This window comes from Paenisporosarcina sp. P5_A11 (assembly GCF_056400705.1).
The window spans coordinates 1-26651 of sequence record NZ_JBFUKT010000029.1; the positions used below are offsets into that span (position 1 = coordinate 1).

Consider the following 26651-nt stretch of genomic DNA (forward strand, 5'->3'; position numbering starts at 1 on the left):
GCCCTGTGCACCTGTAACAACATATACTTCATTTTCTAATCTCATTATCGGCCTTCTTTCACTAATAGTAATTGTTGTAAAACACCACGTATCGCTGATCCCATCTCGATTGTCGTTGAACTGCCGCCTAAATCAGGTGTTTGTACTTCTTTCTTTACAAGAACTTGTTCAATAGATTCCAATATAACTGAAGCTAAATCCTTTCTTCCTAAATGTTCAAGCATAAGTGCTGCCGACCAAATCTGGGCAATTGGATTTGCAATGCCTTTACCTGCAATATCAGGAGCAGAACCATGAACAGGCTCAAACATGGAAGGAAACTCACCTTCAGGATTTAAGTTTGCAGATGGTGAAAGCCCAAGTCCTCCTACAACCGCTGAGCCTAAATCACTTAAAATATCCCCAAACAAATTGGAAGCAACAACAACTTCAAAATCCTCTGGCCTAGAAACGAAATAAGCGACAAGAGCATCGATATAGTAACTTTTCAGGTTAATAGCTAGGAATTCTTGTCCAACCTCAAGCACAGCCTCATCCCATAGTTTCATTGAATGGATGATCGCATTGGATTTTGTTGCGCTTGTGACCGTCTCTTTTCCATGCTTCTTTGCGTACTCAAAAGCAAATCTAGCAGCTTTTTTGGTACCTGATCGCGTAATAATGGAGTTTTGAACGGCAATCTCCTGTTCATGACCCTGATACAATCTCCCGCCACTATTGGAATATTCCCCCTCAGCGTTTTCCCTGACAATGACAAAATCGATATCTTCACCAGTAAACCGGCAAGACACTCCCTTTAGTAATTTAACCGGTCGAAAATTAATGTATTGCTTAAACTGCTTACGGATTGGCATAATTAGCTCCTAYATCGTCACATCATCAGGTACACGTTTATCGCCAATCGCTCCGAATAAAATCGCATCGAATTTTTTTAATGTCTGTAAGGCATTTTCCGGCATCATTTTTCCATGCTTTAGGTAATACTCACTGCTCCAATCAAATGTATCAAATTCGATTTTGAATGAAGGATCCAGCTTTTTGAGTAGCTCTAGCACTTTAATTGCTTCATTCACTACTTCTGGGCCGATTCCATCCCCAGGTATAACAGCAATCCGATGATTAACCATATTTTTTTACTCCTCTTATTTTTTGATATAGTCTTCAATTTCATTGAGGGTAACACGCTTTGCAGCCCCAAAAATGCTAATTTTCGTATCTGCATCAGGATAAATAAGAAACCGTTTTTCCCAACACTTGTCCCAGGAACTTGTTCAACACCGGTTCAGTCATGCCGCCATTTCATTCTTTTTTTAAAAAAATCATCCACGATTCTGTTCTTCTATGATTTATTAACATTATGAAATCGATTCACGTATAACGATTAAAAAAGGAAAGCGTTCACATATTGCTTTTAATTAATTCTAAATTGCTGCTTCCCCTAAATCATGTTTAGCTAATTGAAGCACTGCATTGAGCAAAACGTCTGCACCTTTTGCACAATTTTCATAAGAAGTGAATTCATCTTCTCGATGACTGTAGCCCTTCGAACTTGATACGAAAATCATTGCAGACGGAATATAACTTGCGATAAACTGCGCATCATGCCCTGCCCCACTATATATATGATGAGCGCTATAACCTAGATCCTTACAGGCTTCGGCGATTACATTACACACATCATGCTTGAAGACAACAGTATCTCTATCCCATAACTTCTCGTAAGACAGCTGACAGTGTTCTAATTCATTGGGTAAGTTTTTGATAATATTTTCAACTTGTTTAATAACTGCTGAATTTTTATGACGTGATTCCAATGTGAATGTTACTTGATTTGGAATAACTGTATGTACGTTGGGATAGGCATTAATTCGACCAATCGTATACACAAGCTCATCGTCTAATTTTTTTAATTTTTTTTGCAATTCAACAATTATATTTGCAGTAGCAAACATCGCATCTTTTCTCATATTAATAGGTGTTGTACCTGCATGGTTAGCCTCCCCATGTAGAGAGATTTCATAGCATACCATACCTAAAACTCCTTCTACTACACCAATCTCATGACCAAGGTGTTCAAGTATAGGTCCTTGCTCGATATGCAGCTCGATATACGCAGATGCTTCTTTTAAACGATTTTCCTCGCTACCTTTAAAACCACTTTTTTCTAGTGCTTCCTCAAATGTCTCACCGTTGTTATCTGTAGATTGAAGCATTTTGACTCGATCAAATTTGTTGGATAGCACGCCTGAAGCCATCATAGAAGGCTCAAAACGTGCACCTTCTTCATTTGTAAAATTAACGATTGTAATAGGATAATCTAATTCGAGGTTTTGTTCTTGGATAGATTGGACAACTTCAAGTGCCGTCAAAACGCCTAAAACCCCATCAAAACGACCACCTTTCACAACAGAATCTAAATGTGAACCGATTACTATTGATGGTAAAGATTTCTTACCTGGTAATGTTGCATACATAGTCGCCATATCGTCGGTTGTCACCGTTAAACCAAGGTGTTCACACATTTCTTTAAATTTTATGCGTGCTTGTATATCTTCTCGAGATAAAGARAGACGGGTGACACCATGATGTGTCGTTCTACCGTAGGTACTAAATAATTCAAGATTTTGTTGTAAACGTTGATGATTGCATTTTTTCATCGCAATTCCCCCTTATTATAATTTGAAAATTCTGACATTTTAAAATGGAGAAAACTAGTAATTTAAGTTAGAATAACATGAGATGAGCTATTGTGATACTTAACAATCAGTAAAATACTCTCATAAATAATCAGACAAAGTGTAAAACAAGAGATATTATTATATGATATTTGCTTCCGAAAACTACCCACCACTTATTGAACTTATGGTCTAATTGAAGTGGGAGCTTATCGACTTATCATTGCTTTTACTAGCTACCCAAAAACGTACCGTGGAGGAGGTCACATGTTTGGTCCAGACCAAGCACGATTCTTCACAAAAGCAAAACGGTATCTGAGTGTTGGTTAGAAAATACAAGTGATATCGGTTCTACCTACCTTTGCCTTTCCATGTAATAATGATTAAATAATAATAAGACTTTCATTAAAAGTTTAATTAGTAAACAAACCAAATATCTACTCTTTCCAAAACTCAGTGGGATGCCCTGGGGCGAAGACATAAATGATTCGCATATATCTCTATGACAAAAGTAATACGCTTCTAATTTACATGACACCCCATTAATTATTACGGATGCCGCATTCCAAGGGAGCGACGAACGCACACCTGCCGTAAGATTAAAAGACGATTGAAGTGACAGCATCACTTCAATCGTCTATTTCGTTCTTTCTGTTATGTTGCAGCGGAGTACCGTCCATACGACCCGCAATTCTATCGTTACGTACTCACGATCGTTTCAAGTTAGTCCTATGAATTAATATGTGACGAATGCCCCCATAATCACTTAACAGAAAAACCAAGTGTCGTATAGCACATTCCAAGAAGACAGCGTCCGGAATCTTTCGGTACTCATAAATCTCCGTTTTATTAATCAATCAATTAAAAATTCCCTCTAGACAGTCAATTCTTAACATTTCCATCCACTTCAAAACATGGATTACCCAAAAGATAGGATAACTTATTATGCGTCAAATCCATGACCACACTAAAAACTGTTTCCATTCTTTCGTGCCGCAGTTTCTCTTCATCTTTATGGCGGCAAATTGAATTCGGATAATTATCGTGATCCGCCAATATGGAGAAAAGATCAGTGGCCTTACTATCACTTCCCACGGAATATAGTAGCCTCTCGATTGCTTTTAGCCGCGGTAAGGAATCGGCGAGAGGAGTTTCATAAATGGCATTTTTCATGCCCTGGTTGCACAAGTGGTTCGTATGAAATAGCACCCCGTTTTCCGGACCAATCTGCCCCGTAAGGATTGGCGACACTTCTACGCCCATAAGTTTCTCCTCTTTTGATGCAATCAGGAAGTGAGCGGGTGACGCCATTTTGTTACCATCCACTGAGGAGAGCGCCTCTTCAAACGAAGAAGAATCGAGGATCGCTCGTAACCCAAGATGGATTGGGATTTTCGCTTCCCACGTTCTTGTAAGAAGTGCATTCAAACAGACTCCTACTCCCTCATCATTGCAGCCGATTTTGCCGATAATGCCGCCTTCCGTGATCATTTGAATCTCCGGCTTGTTTTGCTGTCTAATTTCTAGGAATAGCAGGGAGTCAGACTGTTCTCCTTTCCAGTCCCAGTTTTGCGCGAGCCATGTTGTCCGACTCCGCGGTGCTGTAATCGCGAACGATGTGCAACCGTCCGGGGAGTTTGTCAGCGCAATTTCACTTCTAGCATTCAGCGTAAGGATATCTTCGAATTCCACTCCTGCCCCGCGTGCGATACCTTCCATTTCCTCGATATACTCAGGATAGTACAATGTAATTGCATCCAAATGCAGGAGGGCTTTCTCTCTCGCTCCTTTCCATGACAACGACGCATAACCTTTGAAAAGTTCCTCATAAGTTTCCAAACTGCGGTGAACTTCTTTTCTCCCGCGTTCCCCGTGTTCCAAACCAATTTCAAAAGATGAGCCCTGAAGCACAAGTGTTTTCAATGACCCATCTCCTGTCATACATGAATTTTTTCTGAAACATTTTCATAGACGACTTCACCATCAATCATCGTAAACTCGACTTTGATAGACGGAATATCATTCGTTTTCGCTTTCAATATTGAACGGTCCAATATAATCAAGTCCGCCAATTTCYCGGTTTCGAGTGATCCCGTTTCTTTTTCACTGAATGATGCATATGCCCCGTTCAGTGTGTACATGCGGATCGCTTCAATCAAGGACACCGTTTTGTCCTCTCCAATTACCTGCCCCGTTTGAGAGAGTCGGGTGACAGCACTATGAATGCCGCGCATCGGATTGAAGTCGGTCACCGGACAATCAGATGCAATTGCCGCCCGAACTCCTGCTTCCAAATAACTCGCGAGCGGATACATCTGTTCCGCCCTTTTCCCGTAGTTTTCAATATATCCGTCACCGTATTCAAACAAGAAAGCTGGATTCGGCGTCGGGATGACTCCTTGTTCTTTCATTCGTTCAATCAAATCCGGAGCTGCGATACCCGCATGTTCAATACGGTGGCGTGCATCTTCACGAGGGAACTTCTCATTCGCCTTTTCAATACACGTCAAAAGCATATCAATTGCCGCATCACCTTGTGCATGTGCCGTAATTTGCCATCCTTGTTCATGTGCAGGCATGAATAATTCTTCCAACTGTTCCTGTTCAAAATAATGGACACCGTTGTCAGACGGATCGCTCGTGTAAGGGTCCCTTGTCCAAATCGTCGGTCCGCTACTGCTACCGTCTAGAAATACTTTTACAGGACCGAGTTTGAAACGTTCGTTGCCCAGACCGGTGACAACCCCTGAGGAAAGAAGCGCTTTTACAACTGCTTCGGATTCATTCAATGCACCCGCCATTGCATAAACCTTTTGTTTGATGGTTCCGTTTAACGTGTCCTTTTGAAGAGCACGCAAATTGGATGTTCCGTAGCCCGTAGCGTCATGGATGGACGTGATTCCGGCTTTAAGAAAATGTCCGGATGCGACGGCATGAGCCTTTGTTATTTCATCATCGGTAAATGCCGCCACTTGGAACATTTTCATATGTGCCTTTTCGATAAGTAATCCTGTTGCATCGCCATTTTCATTCCGCTCAATCTTTCCACCTTCCGGATCAGGTGTGTTCTTATCAATTGACGCAATGTTAAGCGCAAAACTGTTAACAGCGGAAATATGTCCACATGCACGGACGACGATAATCGGATGTTCCATTGAAACGGAGTCCAACTCTTCTTTTGTTGGGAAACGACGATCAGCTATTTTCTTGTCATGATATCCCCACGCCCTCACCCATTCACCGGCCGTTGTTTGAGATACCCGCTCTTTCAATTGTTGGAGCAGATTATCGATTGATTTCACTGATTCGTCTTTGCACGAGATTGATAACTCATTCGTTCCGTAACACGTAATGTGGAGATGGGAATCGATGAGTCCCGGAAGTAACGTCCGGCCGTTCAAATTGATGATCTCACTATCATTATCCTGCAGTTTCAAAATCTCTTCAGTACTTCCAGTTGCAATGATGTACCGTCCTTGCACCGCGACCGCTTCGGTTATTTCATCTCTCGCATTGACGGTTATCACTTCACCGTCAACAAATAAATACTTTCGATTCATGGTAGTAGTCCCCTGTCTATTGGTCTATTTATTCAAAACTTGGTTGCTTCACTGAAACGAATACCTTTGAAGCAATGGTAACACCATACATCATTAGAATATTGACTGTTAGTGCAACGAAAGATCCGTTTATATCCTGAATCCATTGAGGAGCCTGCGGTAATAAATCACCGATTCCTAGCCCTTTCAACGTCATGAACAAAACGACTAGTACACCTGATAAAATACCAACAAATGCACCCTGTTTCGTAATGAAGTTGTTCTTTTGAAGACTAAGGAACAACGCCGGTGCCAACTGGACTATGAAGCTATAGGACATGATATTCAAAACTGCCATCGCTTCTCCTCCTGTAATCGTAAAATAAAGAGCAGTTAGCGAGATAAATATAATGAATAATTTAGAAACTGTTAGCAAATGCTTGTCCGATGCTTTTGGAACGATGACTTTATACAAGTTTTGTGTAAGTCCTGCTGCAGCTGACATGAGCATGACAGAACAAGGTACTAAAGCTGTCAGCAAACCCGCGGCTCCGATTATCCCGATTACCCAAGGATTAAATGTCTTAATCGCAATCGATAGTAGCGCAAGGTCACCCTGTGCTGCACTAAGCTCAGGAATCACTGTAATCGCCGCGAATCCGACAAAGAAGATGAAAATAAGAAGAATTGTGTACAACGGCAACGTAATCGCATTTTTACGCAAACTCTTTGCACTTTTTGCAGAAAGGATGACCATGAAAGAGGTTGGAAGTATATAAAACCCGATAGCGTTGAAAAGGACTGTTGACGTGAACCACGAATTGCTGAACCCTGCATCCGGCAGTGTCAAAAGTTCGGGCTTTGCCATTTGAACTGCTTCAAACATTGGCTGAATGCCACCGAAATAGTGGAACGGAATATACAATCCAAGAAAAACGACAACAATCAAAATCATGAAATCTTTGATGATTGCCGTCCATGCGGAACCATGAATACCGGAAATCATTACATAAATGGCGACAACTGCAGCCCCGATGCAACTAGCTAAAGTCGGAGAAATTGACCCGTATGACGCCTGGGAGACGATGATACCGAGCCCTTTGAATTGGATAACGATATACGGAACGAGCGCCACACACCCTACAATCGCAACTAATATTCCTAAAGCTGGACTTTTGTATTTGGAAGCGAAGTAGTCTGGCTGTGTAATAAGTTTGTTATCCTTACAATATTTCCAAATCTTCGGCACGAACCAATAAGACAGTACATAAGCGATAAATATATATGCTGGTACGTAGTAAACGGCAGCCCCTCTCGTAAATGTCCATCCACTCCCTCCGAGGAACGTGAACGTCGTATACACTTCCCCCGCGATAAGAAAGAAGATGAAGATCGTTCCGAACCCACGGCCACCTACTGTCCATTGCTCCATGCTCATCTCTTTCCCTCTCGTCGAAGATATTCCGAGATAAAGCGCTAAAAGAAGAAACAAACTAATAATGAGTAATGATATATTCATTCGGTTTCAACCTCCCTATTGTCTGGATCCAATTTATAGACAATTATTAATATCATTGGCGAGAGCACCATCCAAAGCACAAGCCAAAACAGTAAAAATGGAAGCCCTAGGACGTAAGGTTCAATCCTGTTCGCCAAAGGTAAAAAACCTAAAAAGCCGATAATAGGAACCAAAATCAATAATTTAATGTATTTCAAATTGATTCACCCCTTTTAATAAAATGATATTGCCTTTTTGTTAACGCTTACATAGTGACCTCCTTAATTTTTCTATTAATCTTTGATAATAATATTCTATTTTAAAAATTCAGAATATACTTCATACACTTTGTTAACGCATTTCTTCACCCTTTACACATAGTGTCTATAATCTGTCGTCTAAATTACATACACAATCGAGGAGGATGAAGAGAGTCCCTGGGAGTTCCCATAGGCTCTGTGTATATTGGGCTTTTAGATATTCGCTCTAACTTAGCCTTCCAATCATCTAATAAAGACACTAGTTCAATTTTTTTTACTATAGTTCACTGTAATGTTCTTAATTTGTGTATAATCCGATTACTCCTTTGCATTTAAAAAACGCAGGGCTGCTTCTCTATAAATTGCAGTTGTCACGGCCAGTTCTTCAATATCGATATACTCATTAATTTGATGGGGAATATCTCGATCGCCTGCACCAATCGTTACAATTGGAATGCCATGCATGTGAAGAAAAGTGCCATCCGTCGCTCCCGGAACTCCATTGTAAATAGGTTTTTTTCCTGTAATTGATTGAACCGCGTCATAAATAGCAGTTACAACTGGATCTTCCTTCGAAGTAAGCGTGGAAGGTCGATTATCTAAAATCGCCAATTCTACTTTGAAGTCTGGATCCTCTTCTTTTAATCTATTAATAATTGTTTGTATTTTACCCAATAATTCAGCATGATCCTGAGCAGGAACAGTCCGAATATCAAGTGTCATCATACATTGGTCCGGTATGACATTTATCTGCGCATCACCCTTTACAGGTGCTTGTATAATGGTCGGCGTTATTGAAGGCCACTTTAAGTAAGGATCTTCTCCTAACCTAGTCTGCTCGCTCTTTTCTAGTTTTTCAAGTTCCACTATGAGTCTGGCCATGCGCCAGTTAGGATTAATTCCGCTCCAAGATATTGCTCCGTGCGCCATCTTTCCAAACACATCCACTCTTACACGCATCGCTCCTCGTTGTGCAATACAAACATTATTCTCCTCAGGCTCACAAATAATTGCTCCGTCCACTCCATCTGCCCAACCCTGTTTTATGAAATGCTTGACCCCAAGCATCATGCCCTCTTCATCTACAGGAATGCAAAGAATGATTTTACCCGAGAACTCTTCTTCATCTCGAAGTAAAGAGTGGACTGCAGTAATCATGCAAGCCAAATTTCCTTTTGTGTCATTCGTACCTCTCCCATACATGCGATCATTCGCTACATGTGCACTAAAAGGATCAAACTCCCAGGTATCTCGATCTCCTTCTGTTACAACATCCGTATGCCCTTCAAAGAGTAGCGTCTTTCCTGGTTTTCCTGAGTCGATAATCCCGATTACATTCGGCCTTCCTGGAGCGACTTCCTCGACATGCGTTTCGATTCCGATATCCCTTAAATACTGTGCCACGTACATCGCAACTTTCGTTTCATTTCCATTAGGATCATTTTCTCGATAAACACTCGGGATACACACAAGTTCTTTCGTTAAGTTAATAACAGCTTCTCGATCACGCATATACGTCTCGTTTTCTACACTTGTATTCATGCAATCTTCCTCTCCACTCTTTTTTAATTCAACACGCCTTTTTTAATAAACTTCCTATTAAGAAGTTTAAAACTCGCAAAAGAAAAATCTTACAAGAGTAAACTATTACAATAATACATTAAAAGTAAATATAATAAACGGATTGTTTTGAATACTTTGTCTTATAACTGATAAATGGCTGCCACCAAAATGAAGATCGCTGATTCCATTTCAGCTGAATTTCATCACCTATAAAACATCAAATGCCCCTAGTATTGTACAGGGGCATTTACATGTTTTATTCGTAAAAAGACTGACTCCATACAATTAACTGCTGAGAAGTGTAAAATAACTCAAACTACCTTAAGCGGCGTTTTCTCTAAAGACTTTTTTAATGACCGAAATAATGAAATCGAGGTCTTCATCCGTGCACGATAGCGGCGGGCTCAGTGTCAGAATATTGTTATAGCCGGCAACAGTATCGCCATTCCGCCCGATGATGAGGCCGTTCCCCTTACATTCTCCGATAATCTTCGCGACACGCGCATTGGAGGCAGGCATTTTTGTTTCTTTGTTTTCAACAAGTTCGATACCTAATAGGAAACCGAGACCTCGGATATCGCCAACATAAGGATGGTCTTTCAAGCTCGCCAACTCTTTTTGGAGACGCTTACCAAGCTCAGCTGACTGTTCGACGAGGTTTTCTTTCTCTATGATTTCAAGATTTTTCAACGCAACAGCACAAGCAGCTGGGTTCCCACCAAATGTATTGATATGACGGAAATGGCTGTTTTCCTCTCCCGTATCAAATTTTTCATAAATATCTTTGCGGATAGCCGTAACCGACAACGGTAAATAGGCACTAGTCAACCCTTTTGCCATCGTAATGATGTCCGGCTTCAAATTGAAATGCTGATGGCCGAATGCTTTCCCTGTTCGTCCGAATCCGCAAATGACTTCGTCGATAATGAGCAATACACCATGGCGATTACAAATTTCTTGTACTTTTTCGAGATAAACCGGATGCGGAATGAGGATGCCTCCCCCCGTAATAAGCGGTTCCATAATGATGCCGGCAATCGTATCTTTCTGCTCCCAAATGATTTTTTCCTCAAACTCTTGAGCACGTTGTATATTGTGTTCTTCGACTGACTGCCCTGCTGGTCTACGGTAATTATCCGGAGGTGCAATGTGGAGGAAGCCCGGCGCAAGCGGTTCATATTTATATTTGCGGACAGCTTGCCCTGTCGCAGCCAATGCACCCATTGAATTTCCATGGTACGCACGGTATCGCGAGATAAATTTGTAGCGTGACGGCTCCCCATTTTGCTGATGATATTGACGAGCAAGTTTGAACGCAACTTCATTCGCGTCGGATCCTGAGTTCGAATAAAAAATCTTATAATCATCACCGAGCATTTCATTCAACTTTTCGGCAAGTAAGATTGCAGGCTCGTGGCTTTGCGTCATCGGAACATATGCTATTTTTTTCATTTGTTCATATGCTACTTCTGCCAACTCATCACGCCCGTACCCGACGTTCACACACCAGAGTCCGGACATAGCATCAAGATAACGATTGCCATTATGATCAGTAATCCATGCTCCTTCTCCACTCTTTACGACCATCGGTGGATTTTTATCGTTGTAAGCGGAAATATGATGCCAAACGTTGTCTCTATCCTTTTCAACCAATGATTTCATTTCCTCTTTAGTTGTTGTCATTTCCTCATCTCCCTTTCCTACTTAAAATGAATGCCGTGCTGTTAACATTTTCTTACGTGTGTAAAACTCGATTCCATCGCGGCCATTTGTATGCAAGTCCCCATAGAATGATTTTTTGTACCCGGAGAACGGGAAGAATGCCATTGGTGCTGGTACTCCAAGGTTCACGCCCAGCATACCCGCATCGATTTCCTCCCTGAACTGACGGATTGACCTCGCGCTGTCCGTAAATAGACAAGCTCCATTTGCGAACTCTGATTTGTTAGCAAACTCGATTGCTTCGTCTAATGTGTCAACTCTGACAACGGAAAGTACAGGTGAGAAAATCTCTTCTTTCCATATTTTCATTTCTTGTGTTACATGATCAAATATTGTCGGTCCTACGAAATATCCGCCTTCAGAATGTGACTTGTCTTTTCGTCCGTCACGCAAAAGTTTTGCCCCTTCTTCAATGCCTGACTCAATATAGCTGAGCGTCTTATCTTTATGCGAATCTCTAATAACTGGTCCAAGGAAAATCCCTTCTTCCAACCCATTACCGATTGTAAGCTTGTTCGACTCATCTACTAATCTTTCAACCAATTCATCCGCAATGTCGCCAACTGCAACGACAACTGCACATGCCATGCATCGTTCCCCTGCAGATCCGAAAGCAGCGTTAATTATATTCGTGACCGATAAATCCATATCCGCATCCGGCATGACAATCGTGTGGTTTTTTGCACCCGATAGTGCTTGAACTCTCTTACCGTTCGCAGTACCTGTTTTATACACGTACTCTGCCACTGGCTGTGAGCCCACGAACGATACCGCTGGAATATCTGGATGGTTCAAAATACCATTTACAATATCATGTGCACCGTGCACAACGTTAAACACGCCTTTCGGCAGACCCGCTTCCTGCAGTAACTCTGCAAGACGATTGGCTAGAAGTGGGGTCCGCTCCGACGGTTTAAGAATGAWGGTATTTCCACTCGCAATTGCCAGAGGGAACATCCAGCAAGGTACCATCATCGGGAAGTTGAACGGTGTAATTCCTCCGATAACCCCTATTGGATAGCGATACATGCCTGATTCAATATTTGTTGCAATGTCCGGAAGCTGACTGCCCATCATTAATGACGGGGCTCCTGCTGCGAACTCGACACACTCGATTCCGCGCAGCACTTCACCGTAAGCTTCATTGTAGTTTTTACCGTTTTCCACTGTAATAAGCTTTGCAAGCTCCTCCCAGTGTTCAATTAACAATTGCTGATATTTGAATAGAATCCGGGAACGTTGAGGAACTGCCACCTTTTTCCAAGATTTAAATGCTTTTTTCGCCGCATCAACCGCTTTGTCCAAATCTTCTAATGTTGACATTGGGACTTCTGCTAGGATTTCTCCTGTCGCAGGGTTCGGTACTTCTTCATATTTATCCGTAGTTGATTTTACCCATTGTCCATTAATAAAATTTGAAAGTGTTTTCTTTCCTACTGCTATTACACTCATTTTCATTCCTCCTATTTTAGTTCACTTGCTAGTTAACGCTATTTCCGATAGACTTCATAGTATACTTTACAAATTATTCAGACTATTGTCATTTTACATTATGTAAATTTATAAGACTTTTATTTTAACGTTGTGGAGGTAACCCTGAATATGATAGAAATTAAACTAACTGTTCGTGATGTCCTTTCCCGGGATTCCTTCAAGGCAGCGAAGGTCGTTGCAGGAAAAGATGGGTTGAACCGGCAAGTAAAATGGTCACACGTCTTAGAAATAAAAGAATTCGATTCGTTAATAAACGGTGGAGAGATGATTCTTACAACAGGAGTCGGTTTACAACTCGATCTTCCGACCCAACTAAAGTATGTTAAGAAACTAATTGAAAAAGACGTTGCGTGTATTTGTATAGAAATGGGCTCTTATTTTAAAGAAATCCCTTCTGAAATCATCATATTAGCAAACAAAAAAAATTTCCCAATAATTACATTTGAGAAGACTGTCAAATTTGTCGATATAACCCAAGATCTTCACACCTTTATTATTAATAAACATCACCAAATGCTTTCACAGCTCGACACACTGTCAAGGAAATTCAATGCGCTATCCCTTACTCCCAACGGCATTTTAAAAATCCTACAAGAATTGCATCAATTTTTTCGACAGAGTGTCTTATTCATAACCGATGATGCGAAACCTTACTATTACCCAGCTGATATTAGGGAATTGGAAATATCCATACGGGACTATATAGAGAGGTCTCCGTTGGTCAATACGGATCAGAAACTAATTACGCTCGGTGATGAAACATTCGCTCTAATGCCTGTCATAGGACTCGGTCATATTTGTGGACATTTGTGCTTACAAGTGAAGCACCCACTGCCCAATGAATTTTCCTTCCTCGTATTAGACCGTGCTGCAGTTGCCGTCGCACAGGTTTTTTTACGAAATCGAACAATTGAGGAACGCAAACAGAACAAGGAAGATGAATTCGTCAGAAATTTAATGAATGGGAGAGATTTTGAACAGGACGATATCCAAATTTACTTGCCACCCACAAGTCGTAATATGTATTTCAGAATCTTTGTAATTCAAATAGATATACCAGAGAAAAACTTCGGTGAGGAAGATTGGGAGGAAATAAAACTACAAAGATCGATGATGCTTCGATCCATTTTTAAACGATTCGGCTTTTTTCCCGCAGTTTCATCTAACAAAAATGAAATTTCAATCATTGCTTCTTTCATCTCCACCGAACACCTAAAAAATGAGATTGATCGATTTTCACAAGTCATACAAAGAATTAGTGAAATGAAGGATAACAGCTTCATTGATGGTAGCAGATGTATTTTCGGAGTAAGTATGGTTTACAAAGATATTCAAGATATTAACAGAGGGTATGAAGAAGCGGGTAAAGTTCTAAACCTTCATAAATCTGAAATAGCTGAATCAAATTTCTATGAAGACTTGGGAATTTATAGACTTCTTCTATTATTAAAGAAAAGCGACCACCTTGAAAGATACATTCAAGATTGCTTGGCAACCATATTCGACTACGATCGGAAGATGGAGAGCAATCTCCTTGAAACACTCCGTGTATATCTTGAATGCAGCGGTTCGAAAAAAGATACCGCAGATCGCCTATTCATTGTTAGGCAAACATTGTACCACCGACTTGAAAAACTAGAAACACTTCTTGGGGAAGGTTTCATGGCTCCATCAAATCGTCTCGCGCTTGAAGTCGCCATAATGGGTTATCAGCTTTTGAAAGAGGAGAAGTATCCTATAGAGAGTAAAACCGGTATTGCTCACTAGAAGAAAACTAGTTTTATATTTCATCCATCCTGTTCAATGTGCAACGCCGATGATGTTGTCCTATCATGCATTCGATTAACAATCTGTAACATTCGGTATCCCACAAAAAATTAAAAGAGGCTCATTTCAATTTAGAAATGAGCCTCTTTTAATTTAGAAATGAGCCTCTTACTATTTATCCAGCTACTTTTTCAGAGAACTGACTGTTATAAAAATCTGCGTAGAAACCATTTTCCTCTAAGAGTTCTGAATGTGTTCCTTACTCAATCACTCTTCCTTGATTCATCACAAGAATTAATTCGGCATAGTTAATGGTTGAGAGACGATGAGCAATAACAAAGCTAGTACGTACTTCCATCAATCGATTCATCTCCTGTTGAATAAAGATTTCGGTGCGCGTGTCCACACTCGATGTGCTGCATCCAAAATCATAATCGGTGGATCTGCTAGAACCTGCGAGCAATTGTCAGAAGCTGCTTTTGTCCTTGTGAGATGTTCAAACCTTCTTCATTTAAGATTGTTTCATAACCATCGGCATGCGCCGTGATAGAAACACGCTCTGAAACGTTGGCTTACAATTAGGTTATCCTGCCCATAATGAACACTCATATCCTCTAATTTTCTTATGTATTCCCTGTTCATTAATTGGCCGTTAATACCCTCATTTATCTTCATTCTTAGTTCTGCTAGGTCTACTGTAAAATAAACTGGTAGTCCACAAGGGATATCTCGTGAAGGAGTAATGCTTGCAATAAAGTCAGCTTTGTCAATAACTCGACCACTAGCTGTTTCTGCAGCTTCAACTGTGACTGTTGTCTTACCTAAAGGAAAATATGAGCCCGTCCGTACGGGTAAATCGATACGAGGGATTGGTTGATTTAGATGGTCTCTAATAAGACCATATCCCGTTGTTCCTAGAGGATCTATAACACGAATAAAATGGATATGAGGATTACAAGGATAAGAAAAAAGGGCTTTCCTTTTTAACCGGAAAAGCCCTTTTTGATTTTCATATTACACTTATCGACCATGTTCTCCCAAATCTATTCAACCTTCTTAATTAGCCGAAGAATCTGGAAAGTAACGATTTTTTAAACGGGTTGACATGATTTCTAAAACAATCGCTAGAACAAGGATCATATAGGTGATGAATCCAACTTCTCTCAAATCGAAGTAAAAACCTGATGCCATGAAGAGTTCAAATCCGATCCCACCTGCACCAGCTGCTGCTCCCATTGCAACTGCTACGGCAAAGTTGATTTCAAACCGTAGGAAAGTCCAAGATAACAAATAAGTGAAGGTCGACGGCAAGACTGCATGTGTCACTATATGCCACCAATTGGACCCGGTTGCACGCAGCGCCTCTAGTATTCCCTGATCAACTTCCTCAAAAGACTCTGAAAATGCTTTCACTAAATAGGCAATCGAGTGGAATAGCATCCCGAGGACCGCTGCTTCACTTCCTAAACCAGCTGCAATCGCAAAGATTAACACCCATAATACGGTAGGAACAGCACGTATAAAGGCAACCACGATTCGAATCGTTTTTGATACCCATTCTTTAGAAAGGTTAGTTGCTGCCATCAAGGCTAAAAAAAATGCAATGACTGCACCTAGAATCGTTGCCAGAAAAGCTAAACCGAGCGTAATGCCGACTTGGTAAAAAGCTTCTCCCCAACTAAAATGACTAAGAGTAGGTTCCAGGAACATCGTTTTCAAGTTATAAACGGTGGCAGGAAAAGCTTCCCCTAAATCCAGCCCCGTATAGTCGAAGAAGATAAAGGCCATGATCGTGAGTGCAGTAAGTACCGTCAGCGTCCCGCTCATCACGCGTTCCACTTTGTTGCCTGATTTAATAGTGATTCGGCCATCATGTGTCCTTTTTATGTACGTTGTTGCTTCCATTATAGAATCACCTTCCGAATATGGTTTGAAATAAGTTCGATCATTATCACGGCGATGACGATACTAAATGTAACAAGTGCGACAGCGTTATAGTTAAGCGTTTTGTAATACAAATCGAATGAGAATCCAATTCCTGTACCTGTTAAGATTCCTACTAATGTTGCATTTCTAATATTCGTTTCAATCATAAACAATATCCAACTAATCATCTGTGGCAAACATTGAGGAATGACCGCTTTATAGACAATTTGAAAGTATGTAGCACCCGTAGCTCTTAATGCTTCAACTGCGCTCAGGCTTGCTTCATCTATGGATTCTATAAACGCTCTAGTTAAGAATCCTACGGAACCGACGAATAATGCTAGATACCCTGTCACTGAATTTTGTCCAAAAGAAAGCAACAAAATTAAAGCCCATGCAACCACTGGAATATTCCTTGAAACAGACGCGATAAAACGGGCAAAGACACCCACTACACCGTTGGTTCCTGTGGTTTTAGATCCCATTAAGCCCAAAAAGATAGAGACAACTGTCGCTGTAGTAGTAGCAGCAATGGACATCAGGATGGTCTCAATTAATTTTTCCAATATCGTCGGTAATTTTTCGAGTGATTCCTGTGTAATATACAAATTGGAAAAAATCCATACGATCGCTTCGGGTAATGTGGCAATTCCATGAAGGATATTAAAGCCTGTTATGTTTGCTGATAAATACGTCAATACGATAATAATGACAGAAAAAATTATCGTCTGCTTTTTACGTTGGTTTCGCATCACTTTTTCATTCATTTGGTTTTGCTCCTCACACCGTAATTAACTCTCTAGTCTCTCTATTCTCTGTCCCATAAATAATGTCAATATTATCAGTCGTAAGCCTGTGACTCGGTCCATCAAATACGACTTCACCTTTTTTCAAACCAATAATCCTATCTGAATAGCTACGTGCAATTTCTACTTGATGCAAGTTTACGATGCAAGTAATATTGAGCTCCAACGTAATGGATTTTAAATGGTCCATTATAACTTTAGAAGCGTTCGGATCAAGCGAAGCAATCGGCTCATCACACAGAATGATTTTCGGCTCCTGGATAAGCGAACGCGCAATACCAACGCGTTGCTGCTGCCCCCCACTTAACTGATCGCAACGTTTATACGCATGTTCTTCTATGCCTAATTTCTTTAGCAGGAAAAATGCACGTTCTTTCTCCAATTCCGAAAATTTCCCTAATACACCTTGGAGCGTTGTTTTATAACCAAGACGCCCGTGCAGTACATTTTCAATAACGGATAAACGTGGTACTAGGTTATAATGCTGAAAGATCATGCCTATGTTCGTGCGTAATAATCGCAAATCCTTTTTATTCAAATTACCTACGTCGAAATGATCAAAATGAACTTTACCTTCATCGATTTCAACCATTCGATTGATGCAGCGCAAGAGTGTAGATTTCCCAGCACCAGATGGACCAATGATTGAAACGAATTCTCCAGCCTCCACCTTAAAACTAACGTTTTTTAATACTTTCGTTTCCGAATTGTATGTTTTACCGAGTTCTTCAACTGTTAATAAGGACATGTTTATCGGCTCCTTTTTTAGCATATTTACAAACTTAAAGCATGCATGTTAAGAAATGCATGCTCTAATTTTTCACTTTGGCAGTTGATTCTATTAGTTTGATAGCTCACGGATTGGATCGAACCATGCGTCTTCCACTAATGAAAATCTTTCCTGGTCTGATTTGAAGAACAATCCTGACTCTCCTGAATCTTTCGGGACAAAGATTTTTTCAYTATTTGCAATGTCATCTGAAGTGAATAATTCTTGCAGGAGATCATAATCTTCTTGTCCCAGAACATCTGTATTAGCAACGAATGGTGCGTTTAATACTGGAGTTACACCCATCAATGTAAATTCACTGCCAGTCACCGTGTTAAAAGGCTCAGCTGCATCCTCTTTAACTTTATAGACTGAACCTACCTTGTTTGTATCGCCTTCAACAACTTCCACATAGTTTTCAACACATGTGTCACAGAATGCAGCAACCTCCGCAGTTCCACTCAATAAATTAACCGCAGAACCTTGATGAGAATTACCGAATAATACTTGAGAGAAAAGGGTTCCGCCTTCCATTAAATCTTCCTGACTTAAATCTTCAAAGCCTGACTTTTCCGCATAGTGTCCGATAATCGTTGATGCTGGTACAACAAACCCTGATGTTGAGCTGTTTGATACGAATGACATCTTTTTCCCTTCAATCGTATCGAGTGAAAATTCGTCGTCCATCTTGAAATTTTCTTGATCGTCCACATTTACAGCTAACCAGCTGTGATACATGGCGTCATCTAAGGTACCTGAAGCGCCAGTAGGAACAACTAAAGGTTTGATTACTTCGTTGCCTTCCTTCGCTTCGATATAACCTTGCGCTCCCATAAATGCTAGATCTGCATTGTTGTTTACTAATGTTTCGATAGCGATTGCATAATCAGTCGTTAACTGATGCTCTACATCTTTACCTGTAGCTTCTGTAATGACTCTGCCAATTTCTTCACGTGAAGATTTCATGTCTGTACCGGATTCATTGGGATACCAAACGATTTTGATAACATCATCCACTTCTGTTTTTCCTGCCCCTGCAGTTCCTTCCGAACACGCAGACAACATTAAAGCTGCTACTAAAGACATTATGATCACAGACAAATTTTTCTTCATTATTTTTACTCCCCTTTTCGCTAACAAGAATGGCAGTGCAAGGTACTTAATCAGTTTCATTGAATCATATATCCTATACGCAGAGTGTATATTTACACGATTATCATAGACTCTTAACGTTGTTTACAACTTTCCGGAGGTTGGAGGGGCTTACTATGTCCCCGACTTTAACCGCCGCTCCAAATGAACCGTGATAATCTGATCCGCCCGTCATCACTAGGTTATATTTTTCTGCAAAAGCTTCCACCCGATGATGGTCCTCCACTGTATGATCCATATGATTCCGTTCAATTCCGCTTAATCCGACTTCAACAAGTTCCGGAATAATGTCATAGGAATCAAGCTGACCTGGATGAGCCACTACAGCAACTCCCCCGTCTGCTTTAATCGCCCGGACCGCATCGAATGCATCGATATAGCGAATATCCCCTGAAGCAACGCCATCTCCTTTAAACAAGCTGTTATATAATCGCTTATAATCAGGTGAAGTATAGGCTGCTTCCGTCAAAGACTTCATAATATGTTGTTTGTAAATCGTCTTGGACGGCTTCGCATGTTCGATAATCGCTTCTAAATCCAACTCAAATCCTGCGGCTTGAATCTTCTCGATTTGCCACAATGAATGTTCCTGTCTCCGTTTTAGCAGTGGCTCGCATATAGACTTCATGTGCACTGCATTTGAATGGAAATTATACCCGAGCAGATGTACTTTACGGTCTCTCTTAAAGTCATATGCTGAAATTTCAATCCCCGGAACAAGTTCAATTCCATATTTTTCACCGAGCATATTAAGTTCAACTAATCCTTCGACAGTATCATGATCAACAAAACTAAGTTGAGTCACTCCATTATCACGAGCCTGCTTAATCACCGCTTCAGCACAATCAGAACCATCTGAGTAGCGACTATGGACATGCAAATCAGCTCTCATAAACAGCTGTTTCTTTTGCGGTTGTTAGCTGCCTTGTCTGCATATCGAACACCTTGTCGCAAAGTCCTTCCATGAATTCGATATCATGGAAAATGCCAACCAATGTTGTCCCAGTGTTTTTCAATTTCTCGATGATTTGACGGACTTTCTCTTTCGATTGTTGATCCAAACTTGCAGTAGGTTCATCAAGTAATAATAACCGTGGTTTTTTCACTGTCGCCATAGCGATATTCAAGCGTAATTTTTCACCGCCAGAAAATGTATTGGGATAGCTGTCCCATAACTTCGAATCGAGTTCAAAATGAGTTAGTGCTCTTTCTGTTTCCACTCGTGCAACTTCCTCTGACTCACCCATTTCTAGCAATGCATTTGTCACGAGCTGCCTGCAGGTTGTTCTCGGCATCACATTCAAAAACTGTGACACATAGCCAATTTCATATTTGCGCAAATACAGCATTTGCCTTTCCGTCACTTTTGCCAAATCAATGATTCCAAATCGGCCTGAGTCGTAAAGTAGCTTTCCTGTATCCGGAAGATACGTACGGTAAATACTTTTCAAAATGGTGGATTTCCCGCTGCCGCTTTTACCTACAATGCCAATAAATCCCCCTGCATCCAATGTGAAATTAATATGTTCAACTGCGGGCATCGTTTTGCTTAAATGATGAATAGTAAATCGCTTGCCAAAATCAGTTATTTCCAGCATCGCCATCTCACTGCCTCCTCGCTCTACTATTTCGTTCGGTAATTAGTCGTGGTGATCAACGCACCATTTACCATTGTTGCAGTCAGCATCGGGTACCCGTCATCCATTCTTTCAATAACAAGGATGTCGGCCTTCTTCCCTACTTTTATCGAACCCAATTCATCATCCATGCGTACTGCTTTTGCTGGATTAAGGGTGACCATCATAAACATTTTGTGTAAATCATTGCCGTGTTTATCATGCAAATCGAATATGGCATGCAATAGTGCTGCCGGATAATAGTCACTGCAAAGAATATCCACACAATCGTGTCCAATGGCTTCCGCAGCTGATAAATTTCCGGAGTGAGAACCACCAAGCAGCACATTTGGAGCTCCAGCAATTGTATATAAACCAAGCTCCTTTGCTTTTAGTGCCACATCAAGCGTGATGGGGAATTCACTGATTGTAGTTCCAAATGTTTTTACTAGTTCCAATTTTTTCATGTCGTCATCGTCGTGCGAGGCTATCGCAATGCCTTTAGCTAAAGCGATGTCAGCCACTTCTTTGATTTTTTCTATCGTTAAAAACTCTGTACTCTGACGTTCCGCAATTATTACGTTCACAGCGTCATCCGAGATATTGCGGTATCCTTTTAATGTTTCCCGGTAGACTTCCAAGTTACGATATTGCCCTTGTCCTGGTGTATGGTCCATAAAAGATAGCAAATGCACTTTGTCGTCTTCGATATTTTTAACAAGACGATCAACTTCATCAATATTGTCAATTTCAAAACGTGCATGTAAACGGTGGCGAATGAGATGTAGCTCATGATGGGTAGCGTCAATGGCATCTACCATACGCTGGATATTCTGCGGATTTCGCATTGGTTTGTGCGTAAAAACATCTTCTCGGTAAAAAGAAAGGGAATGGAACATCGTCGTTATCCCATGACTAATTAATATTTTTTCTGCCTCTCTTAAGCTGATGTTGAAATCCATCATGCTAGTCGGACGGGGGGAGGCAATAGTTTCGATATAATCGGAATGGATATCAATAAACCCAGGGGAAATGTACCCACCCCGCGCATCGATCAACTTTGCATCCCCGAAATGTACTATATCTTTTTGAGGAATAATCTCTTGAATAGATTCTCCTTCAATAACAACAGCGTATCCATCAAGTATTGCTTCTTCTGTTATGATTTTTCCATTATGAATAATGTACACAGTGGCCGTTCCTCCTATAATAATGAGTAGACTAATTGCTGCGTATACTCATGTTGTGGATCTTCCAAGATCTGATCAGTTAAACCTTCTTCAATGATGGCGCCATTCAGCATGACAACAGTACGGTCTGCGAGCATTCGAATAACTGCCAAATCATGAGACACAACGAGCATGCTGATACCTAATTCTCTTTGAATGGTTTTTATTAAATCCAAAACATTTGCTTGTACCGACAAATCCAATCCGGTTGTTACTTCATCCAAAAACAAAACTGGCGGATTATTGGACAGCGCCTTGGCAATTTGAACCCGCTGCTGCATCCCTCCAGAAAAATTCCGGGGCTCTTCTTTCATGCGATGCAAGGGGATATGTACACTTTCTAACAACTTTCTGCTCGTAGCTTCCATATCAGCTACATTGCGGTTGCCAGCTGCAATCAGTTTTTCTGCAATATTCCCGACAGAAGAAAAGTTCATTTTCAACCCATGCACCGGATTTTGATAAACCATGCCATAACTATGATTGCGGATGTAACGTTTTTGCTGTGACGATAAGTCAAAAACATTCTTGCCTTCGAGTTTTGGGTCTTTAATATATGCTTCGCCAGATGAGACCTCTGCATCGAAATACAAACATTGCATCAGCGTGGATTTACCACTTCCGCTTTCCCCGACAATCCCTAAAATTTCTCCTGGATATAAATCCAATGAAATATCTTGGCAAGCATATACGGTTCCGCAGTTTGTACAGTAGTTTTTCTCTAATTGCCGATTATCCATTTGTCCACATTCACGGCAACCCGGACCAAATTGCTTCCGTAAGTTCCTTACTTGCAATACCGGTTCCTCATGCATAGCTGCCTTCCACCTCAGCTTTCTCTTTCTCATTCACGTTCTCGTTCATCCGTTCCATACAGTAACTAGTATCGTTGCATTGATAGATCGTTGCTCCGGTTGTGTGATCAATCAGTTCATCCAGAAATACATCCGCCCCGCTGCATAAGTGACAATGCATACCTTCAAACGATTCCACTGTAAATGGATAATCATCAAATGCCAGTGACTCTACATTTGTATAAGGTGGAACGGCATAGATTTTCTTTTCCCTTCCTGCACCGAGCAGGATTAAGGCATCGGATTGGTGCATTTTCGGGTTATCAAATCTTGGAATCGGACTAGGTGCCATTACATAACGATGATTAACGTATACAGGGTGATCCGCAGCAGTCGCAGTTTTCCCATATTTCATAATCTGTTCGAATAACATTAACCACGCACCACTATAGTCATCTTCTGAATGCATTCTTTTCGTCATATATTCTCTTGCTTCCACTCCACGAAGTGGTTCTGGCGTCGGAACTTGCAAGACAATAATTTGTTCTTTTGTTAAAGCAATTTCCGGTATCCGGTGTCTTGATTGAATAATGTCCGCATCTTCTGTGCGATCTGTAAGTTCAACGCCCGTGGTTTCATGAACTAGTTTTTTGATGCTGACAGCATTAACGGACTCGTCTGCGCCTTGATCAATGACTTTCAGTACATCGGACTTACCTATAATAGAAAGGGTGATTTGCAATCCACCAGTTCCCCATCCGCGAGCAATCGGCATTTCTCTCGAAGCAAATGGCACTTGATAGCCTGGTATTGCTACAGCTTTCATGATGGCACGACGAATTTCTTTTTTTGAACCTTCGTCAAAGAATGCAAAATGCGTCTCAGCTTTCATTTTTCTGCACTCCTTTCTTCACTTGACGGATACTGTCCAATTTTGATTGGWATGTTACATAATGCGGTAATTTTAAATGGGAAATGAAGCCAGTAGATTCAACAGAATCAATGTGMAACAATACGAATTCTTCATCATGCGTTGGAAAATCGGAATTTGTATGCTCTAGACATTGGTCCAAGATACTCATCGCAATCGCTTTCGTTTCGTTTTGGCCATAACAAATGCCATAACCGATTTCAAACTCCAGTTCATCTTCGTTATTTTCATTTTTCACTTTGACTGGAACAAAAGATTCCACTTCAGTCACTTTTATTTCTCCGATATAGAACTCATCTTCAGCGCCATGCTCAACTTCGTTTGGATGCTCTACGTAAATAGGTACAGAACCTACTCGTACTTCGCCGACTGTCGGATGGACTTGCCCGTATCCTCTTAACGAGGCATATCCTAGAGATGTGACAGCCCCTGTTTGTCCGCGTGTCAATACTTGCAATCTAGCACTGCGGCTTGTCGGGAAATCCAAATTTTGTTTTGTAATATCTATTGGAGGTGTATTGTCCGCCTCGTATACTTCAAACAAGCCTTCTTCACGTAAATGCTCTACTACTTTTGGGAAGTACTTTAATTCTTTGAAGGGTTCGATATGTTGTAATTCTTGCTTATAATTTTGTAGCCATTGCTGATTTTCTGTTGGGTTTTCTTCTATCAGGTTAAAATCCAGTAATCTATGAGTGTAGTCGTATGTCGGACCTAACAACTGTCCTCCTGGAATATCTTTGAAACTTGCTGAAATGCGTCGCTCGACCAGCATGGTTTCTGCTTCAACTGTCTGACTATAATAATTACGCGGTAATGTGGAACGATGCGCACGCATCAAGAAAACGGCTTCTTCCATGCTTCCTTCCGCTTGCTTAATAGACAATGCTGCCAGGTAAGGTGAATACAAGCTGCTTTCAGACATCACTTGGTCTACCATGCCTCGCATGGTAGACCTGATCGTATTGATCGCAATTATTTCTTGGCCTTTTAAACGTTCGTACTTTAATCTTTTTATAGAAGCTTCAATTGCCTCAGTACCGCCTTTTACCGGAACATACCCCATTTAGTTCACCCCCATAAGTTTTACTGAGGTTGTCCTAGGAACGCAGACAATTTGTGATGCTTCATCTGCAAAGATCAAATCAATACCTATCGGATATTCCTTTGTCCGTTCATTTCTGGCTTGCCATAGAGCTGTGCTAAAGCTCGTATGAAGCTGTGCTGTGTGTTGAACCCCCGGTCCGGTTAAAGTCAGTTCACCATTATTTGATAGAAGTGAACTTTCAATAATCCATGTTGATGATTGCTGGGGATCAATAAGATTGCCATCTTTACATTGTTCTAACGCCTGTTGGATTGTTGCTTCTGTATCTTCACGCAACACAATGACAAAGTCCGCTTTGTCAATCGGGGCAAATCTAGCTAATGTATAATCTGAAATTTTTTCTATTAAGTCATGCTGATTGTCTGAAAGGATATGGAATGTAACCTCCGCATCCAGTAGTGTCATCGCACTCAGCAGTGTTGCGTCATAACAAGGAAGATTGTAATCTACACTTTCAACATTTTTTTGGATGGACGAAATTGTGCCTGGTCGCGACATACTATGCAATATTTTTCTATAAACCTGCTGCAAATCATGTACTTGATCAATGGCCATACTATCTCTCCTGTTAATTTAGTTTGTTTGCATTGTCTTAAACTTCCATTGTTTCAAAACGGACTTTCGTTTCAAAAAGTTCCGCTTGCTCTTTCGCTCGCTGTTTTATAATATTGTGTTCCTCTTCTATCAGCTCCGCTTTCCATCCTGCGGTTTCCGGTAAGTTAGCTTTATAGGCTGCATCAATAATTGCTAAATGTTTGGCAAGTTCATCTTGCATACCTATAACAATGCCGATACCGATACGTTTCTCAATTTCTACTTTTGCTTCAGTCACGAGGACTTCCCCGATATAGAATAAGGAATTCTTTGCAGATTCACGCATCTTAATCATTGTTAATCCATATTGTGGAGCAACAATTTCTCGACACTCATAACTATCGACAATCGTTTTTGCAAAGCTTCGAGCCAAACTGCAATCACCTTGAATGAGAATCTCGGTTCTTCTGCGTCTTTTCATATTCGATGCATCCTCCTTTACAAAACCATCGTAACTTGTCGCCAAGTTCTAGTGTTTTACATAACCGTTAAGAAATTGTAAACCTTCTTTACAATCCGACAAATAAAAAACAGGTAAAGGAGTTTTGACCCTTTACCTGTTCGTTCGTTAATCCATCGTTAAATCATATTTAAACTTATCGCTGCGGTACAATATTTTCGTATGTTCCAGTACTTTTCCCGAGGTTACATCTATGCAATCACTTTCCACAACAATGAGGGGTACCATGCTTTTGCAGGATAACAATTGCTGCTCGTAGGAAGTAGGGAACGTTATACTTAACATGCTTTTTCTACTTGAAAATTTCGAGTAACCGAGCTTTCGGTAGTAGGCAAACATCGACTCTATTTCAGGACCGTCTTCCATGATTTCAGGTAACATCGCTACACTTACAAAAGAATTATGTATTGCTATCGGCTCATCATTGATATAACGCAATCTTCCAATTTTATAAACATCATCGTCTTCTTTAGCGTTTAAACTTTGATATATTTGTTCGCTGAAACGAATTTTTTCGCAGTATATATTATGTGTTTTTAAATCGTATCCTGATTGCTTCATCTTATCTGTAAAGCTCGTTTTACCAGTCAGATTCAAGTGAATTTGAATCGATTCTTCTTTTAAATAACGTCCCTTACCTTGCTTCGAATAAATGTATCCCCGTTCTTCTAACTTGGTAAGTGCATTCCTTACCGTTATTCTTGGTACCCGGTATTTTTCTGCAAGTTCATTTTCAGAAGGAAGTTTC

The 26651-nt window shown here is 40.7% G+C and carries 23 protein-coding genes and 2 pseudogenes; 2 read left to right on the plus strand and 23 right to left on the minus strand.

Going from position 1 to position 26651, the window contains the following annotated elements; genetic code table 11:
• Positions 1-44: 44 nt before the first annotated feature.
• The 9 genes and pseudogenes from AC1DOS_RS07000 to AC1DOS_RS07040 all read right to left on the minus strand — a co-directional run bounded on the left by AC1DOS_RS07000 (position 45) and on the right by AC1DOS_RS07040 (position 12709).
• Positions 45-1127: pseudogene (locus AC1DOS_RS07000) on the minus strand (tartrate dehydrogenase).
• A 294-nt stretch (positions 1128-1421) separates the two neighbouring features.
• Entirely contained in the window at positions 1422-2657 is a 1236-nt protein-coding gene (locus tag AC1DOS_RS07005; protein ID WP_477536923.1) for an allantoate amidohydrolase, read from the minus strand.
• A gap of 900 nt (positions 2658-3557) precedes the next feature.
• Entirely contained in the window at positions 3558-4598 is a 1041-nt protein-coding gene (locus AC1DOS_RS07010) for a C45 family autoproteolytic acyltransferase/hydolase (RefSeq protein ID WP_477536924.1), read from the minus strand.
• 14 nt (positions 4599-4612) lie between these two features.
• Positions 4613-6235, minus strand: a complete 1623-nt coding sequence (locus tag AC1DOS_RS07015) for an amidohydrolase (RefSeq protein WP_477536925.1) — start codon at positions 6233-6235, stop codon at positions 4613-4615.
• 28 nt (positions 6236-6263) lie between these two features.
• Positions 6264-7733: a sodium:solute symporter family protein gene (locus tag AC1DOS_RS07020; protein WP_108587571.1), complete on the minus strand. Its 1470-nt coding sequence runs from the start codon at positions 7731-7733 to the stop codon at positions 6264-6266.
• Positions 7730-7930: a DUF3311 domain-containing protein gene (locus AC1DOS_RS07025; protein ID WP_108587570.1), complete on the minus strand. Its 201-nt coding sequence runs from the start codon at positions 7928-7930 to the stop codon at positions 7730-7732. The genes AC1DOS_RS07020 and AC1DOS_RS07025 overlap by 4 nt, the downstream gene beginning before the upstream one ends.
• 360 nt (positions 7931-8290) lie before the next feature.
• Positions 8291-9514 (minus strand): M20 family metallopeptidase, encoded by a 1224-nt coding sequence (locus AC1DOS_RS07030; protein WP_477536926.1) that lies wholly within the window; start codon positions 9512-9514, stop codon positions 8291-8293.
• A 342-nt stretch (positions 9515-9856) separates the two neighbouring features.
• Positions 9857-11218: an aminotransferase gene (locus AC1DOS_RS07035; RefSeq protein ID WP_477536927.1), complete on the minus strand. Its 1362-nt coding sequence runs from the start codon at positions 11216-11218 to the stop codon at positions 9857-9859.
• A 21-nt stretch (positions 11219-11239) separates the two neighbouring features.
• Entirely contained in the window at positions 11240-12709 is a 1470-nt protein-coding gene (locus tag AC1DOS_RS07040) for a CoA-acylating methylmalonate-semialdehyde dehydrogenase (protein ID WP_477536928.1), read from the minus strand.
• Positions 12710-12859: 150 nt separating this feature from the next.
• On the opposite strand from AC1DOS_RS07040, the gene AC1DOS_RS07045 reads away from it, so the two are divergent.
• Positions 12860-14518, plus strand: coding sequence for a PucR family transcriptional regulator (locus AC1DOS_RS07045; RefSeq protein ID WP_477536929.1), 1659 nt, complete (start codon positions 12860-12862; stop codon positions 14516-14518).
• A gap of 175 nt (positions 14519-14693) precedes the next feature.
• On the opposite strand, the pseudogene AC1DOS_RS07050 reads toward AC1DOS_RS07045, so the two are convergent.
• A pseudogene (locus AC1DOS_RS07050) lies at positions 14694-15060 on the minus strand (ABC transporter ATP-binding protein); the annotation flags it as partial.
• Between the two features lie 200 nt (positions 15061-15260).
• On the opposite strand from AC1DOS_RS07050, the gene AC1DOS_RS07055 reads away from it, so the two are divergent.
• On the plus strand, positions 15261-15395 hold the full coding sequence (locus AC1DOS_RS07055) for a hypothetical protein (RefSeq protein WP_255421143.1): 135 nt from the start codon (positions 15261-15263) through the stop codon (positions 15393-15395).
• A gap of 179 nt (positions 15396-15574) precedes the next feature.
• Here AC1DOS_RS07055 and AC1DOS_RS07060 read toward each other — a convergent pair whose 3' ends face one another.
• From AC1DOS_RS07060 to AC1DOS_RS07120, 13 genes are all read right to left on the minus strand, one after another.
• Positions 15575-16423 (minus strand): ABC transporter permease subunit, encoded by an 849-nt coding sequence (locus AC1DOS_RS07060; RefSeq protein WP_477536930.1) that lies wholly within the window; start codon positions 16421-16423, stop codon positions 15575-15577.
• Positions 16423-17211: a phosphonate ABC transporter, permease protein PhnE gene (gene phnE / locus AC1DOS_RS07065; RefSeq protein WP_477536931.1), complete on the minus strand. Its 789-nt coding sequence runs from the start codon at positions 17209-17211 to the stop codon at positions 16423-16425. Before phnE ends, AC1DOS_RS07060 begins: the two co-directional genes overlap by 1 nt.
• A gap of 13 nt (positions 17212-17224) precedes the next feature.
• The gene (gene phnC / locus AC1DOS_RS07070) at positions 17225-17998 is read right to left on the minus strand and encodes a phosphonate ABC transporter ATP-binding protein (protein WP_477536932.1); all 774 of its coding nucleotides are present in this window, start codon (positions 17996-17998) and stop codon (positions 17225-17227) included.
• A gap of 93 nt (positions 17999-18091) precedes the next feature.
• Positions 18092-19132 (minus strand): PhnD/SsuA/transferrin family substrate-binding protein, encoded by a 1041-nt coding sequence (locus AC1DOS_RS07075; protein ID WP_477536933.1) that lies wholly within the window; start codon positions 19130-19132, stop codon positions 18092-18094.
• A gap of 103 nt (positions 19133-19235) precedes the next feature.
• Positions 19236-20063 (minus strand): PHP domain-containing protein, encoded by an 828-nt coding sequence (locus AC1DOS_RS07080; protein ID WP_477536934.1) that lies wholly within the window; start codon positions 20061-20063, stop codon positions 19236-19238.
• Positions 20053-20775, minus strand: a complete 723-nt coding sequence (gene phnL, locus AC1DOS_RS07085; RefSeq protein ID WP_477536935.1) for a phosphonate C-P lyase system protein PhnL — start codon at positions 20773-20775, stop codon at positions 20053-20055. Before phnL ends, AC1DOS_RS07080 begins: the two co-directional genes overlap by 11 nt.
• A 20-nt stretch (positions 20776-20795) precedes the next feature.
• The gene (gene phnM / locus AC1DOS_RS07090) at positions 20796-21977 is read right to left on the minus strand and encodes a phosphonate metabolism protein PhnM (RefSeq protein WP_477536936.1); all 1182 of its coding nucleotides are present in this window, start codon (positions 21975-21977) and stop codon (positions 20796-20798) included.
• 14 nt (positions 21978-21991) lie between these two features.
• Positions 21992-22831 (minus strand): ATP-binding cassette domain-containing protein, encoded by an 840-nt coding sequence (locus tag AC1DOS_RS07095; protein ID WP_477536937.1) that lies wholly within the window; start codon positions 22829-22831, stop codon positions 21992-21994.
• Positions 22824-23702, minus strand: coding sequence for an alpha-D-ribose 1-methylphosphonate 5-phosphate C-P-lyase PhnJ (locus AC1DOS_RS07100; RefSeq protein WP_477536938.1), 879 nt, complete (start codon positions 23700-23702; stop codon positions 22824-22826). The genes AC1DOS_RS07095 and AC1DOS_RS07100 overlap by 8 nt, the downstream gene beginning before the upstream one ends.
• Positions 23692-24807, minus strand: a complete 1116-nt coding sequence (locus tag AC1DOS_RS07105) for a carbon-phosphorus lyase complex subunit PhnI (RefSeq protein WP_477536939.1) — start codon at positions 24805-24807, stop codon at positions 23692-23694. The genes AC1DOS_RS07100 and AC1DOS_RS07105 overlap by 11 nt, the downstream gene beginning before the upstream one ends.
• On the minus strand, positions 24808-25404 hold the full coding sequence (gene phnH / locus AC1DOS_RS07110) for a phosphonate C-P lyase system protein PhnH (protein WP_108587673.1): 597 nt from the start codon (positions 25402-25404) through the stop codon (positions 24808-24810). It abuts the gene before it with no gap.
• A gap of 37 nt (positions 25405-25441) precedes the next feature.
• Positions 25442-25864: a phosphonate C-P lyase system protein PhnG gene (gene phnG / locus AC1DOS_RS07115; RefSeq protein WP_477536940.1), complete on the minus strand. Its 423-nt coding sequence runs from the start codon at positions 25862-25864 to the stop codon at positions 25442-25444.
• A gap of 147 nt (positions 25865-26011) precedes the next feature.
• On the minus strand, positions 26012-26651 hold a 640-nt coding region (locus tag AC1DOS_RS07120; RefSeq protein ID WP_477536941.1), incomplete at its 5' end, for a GntR family transcriptional regulator.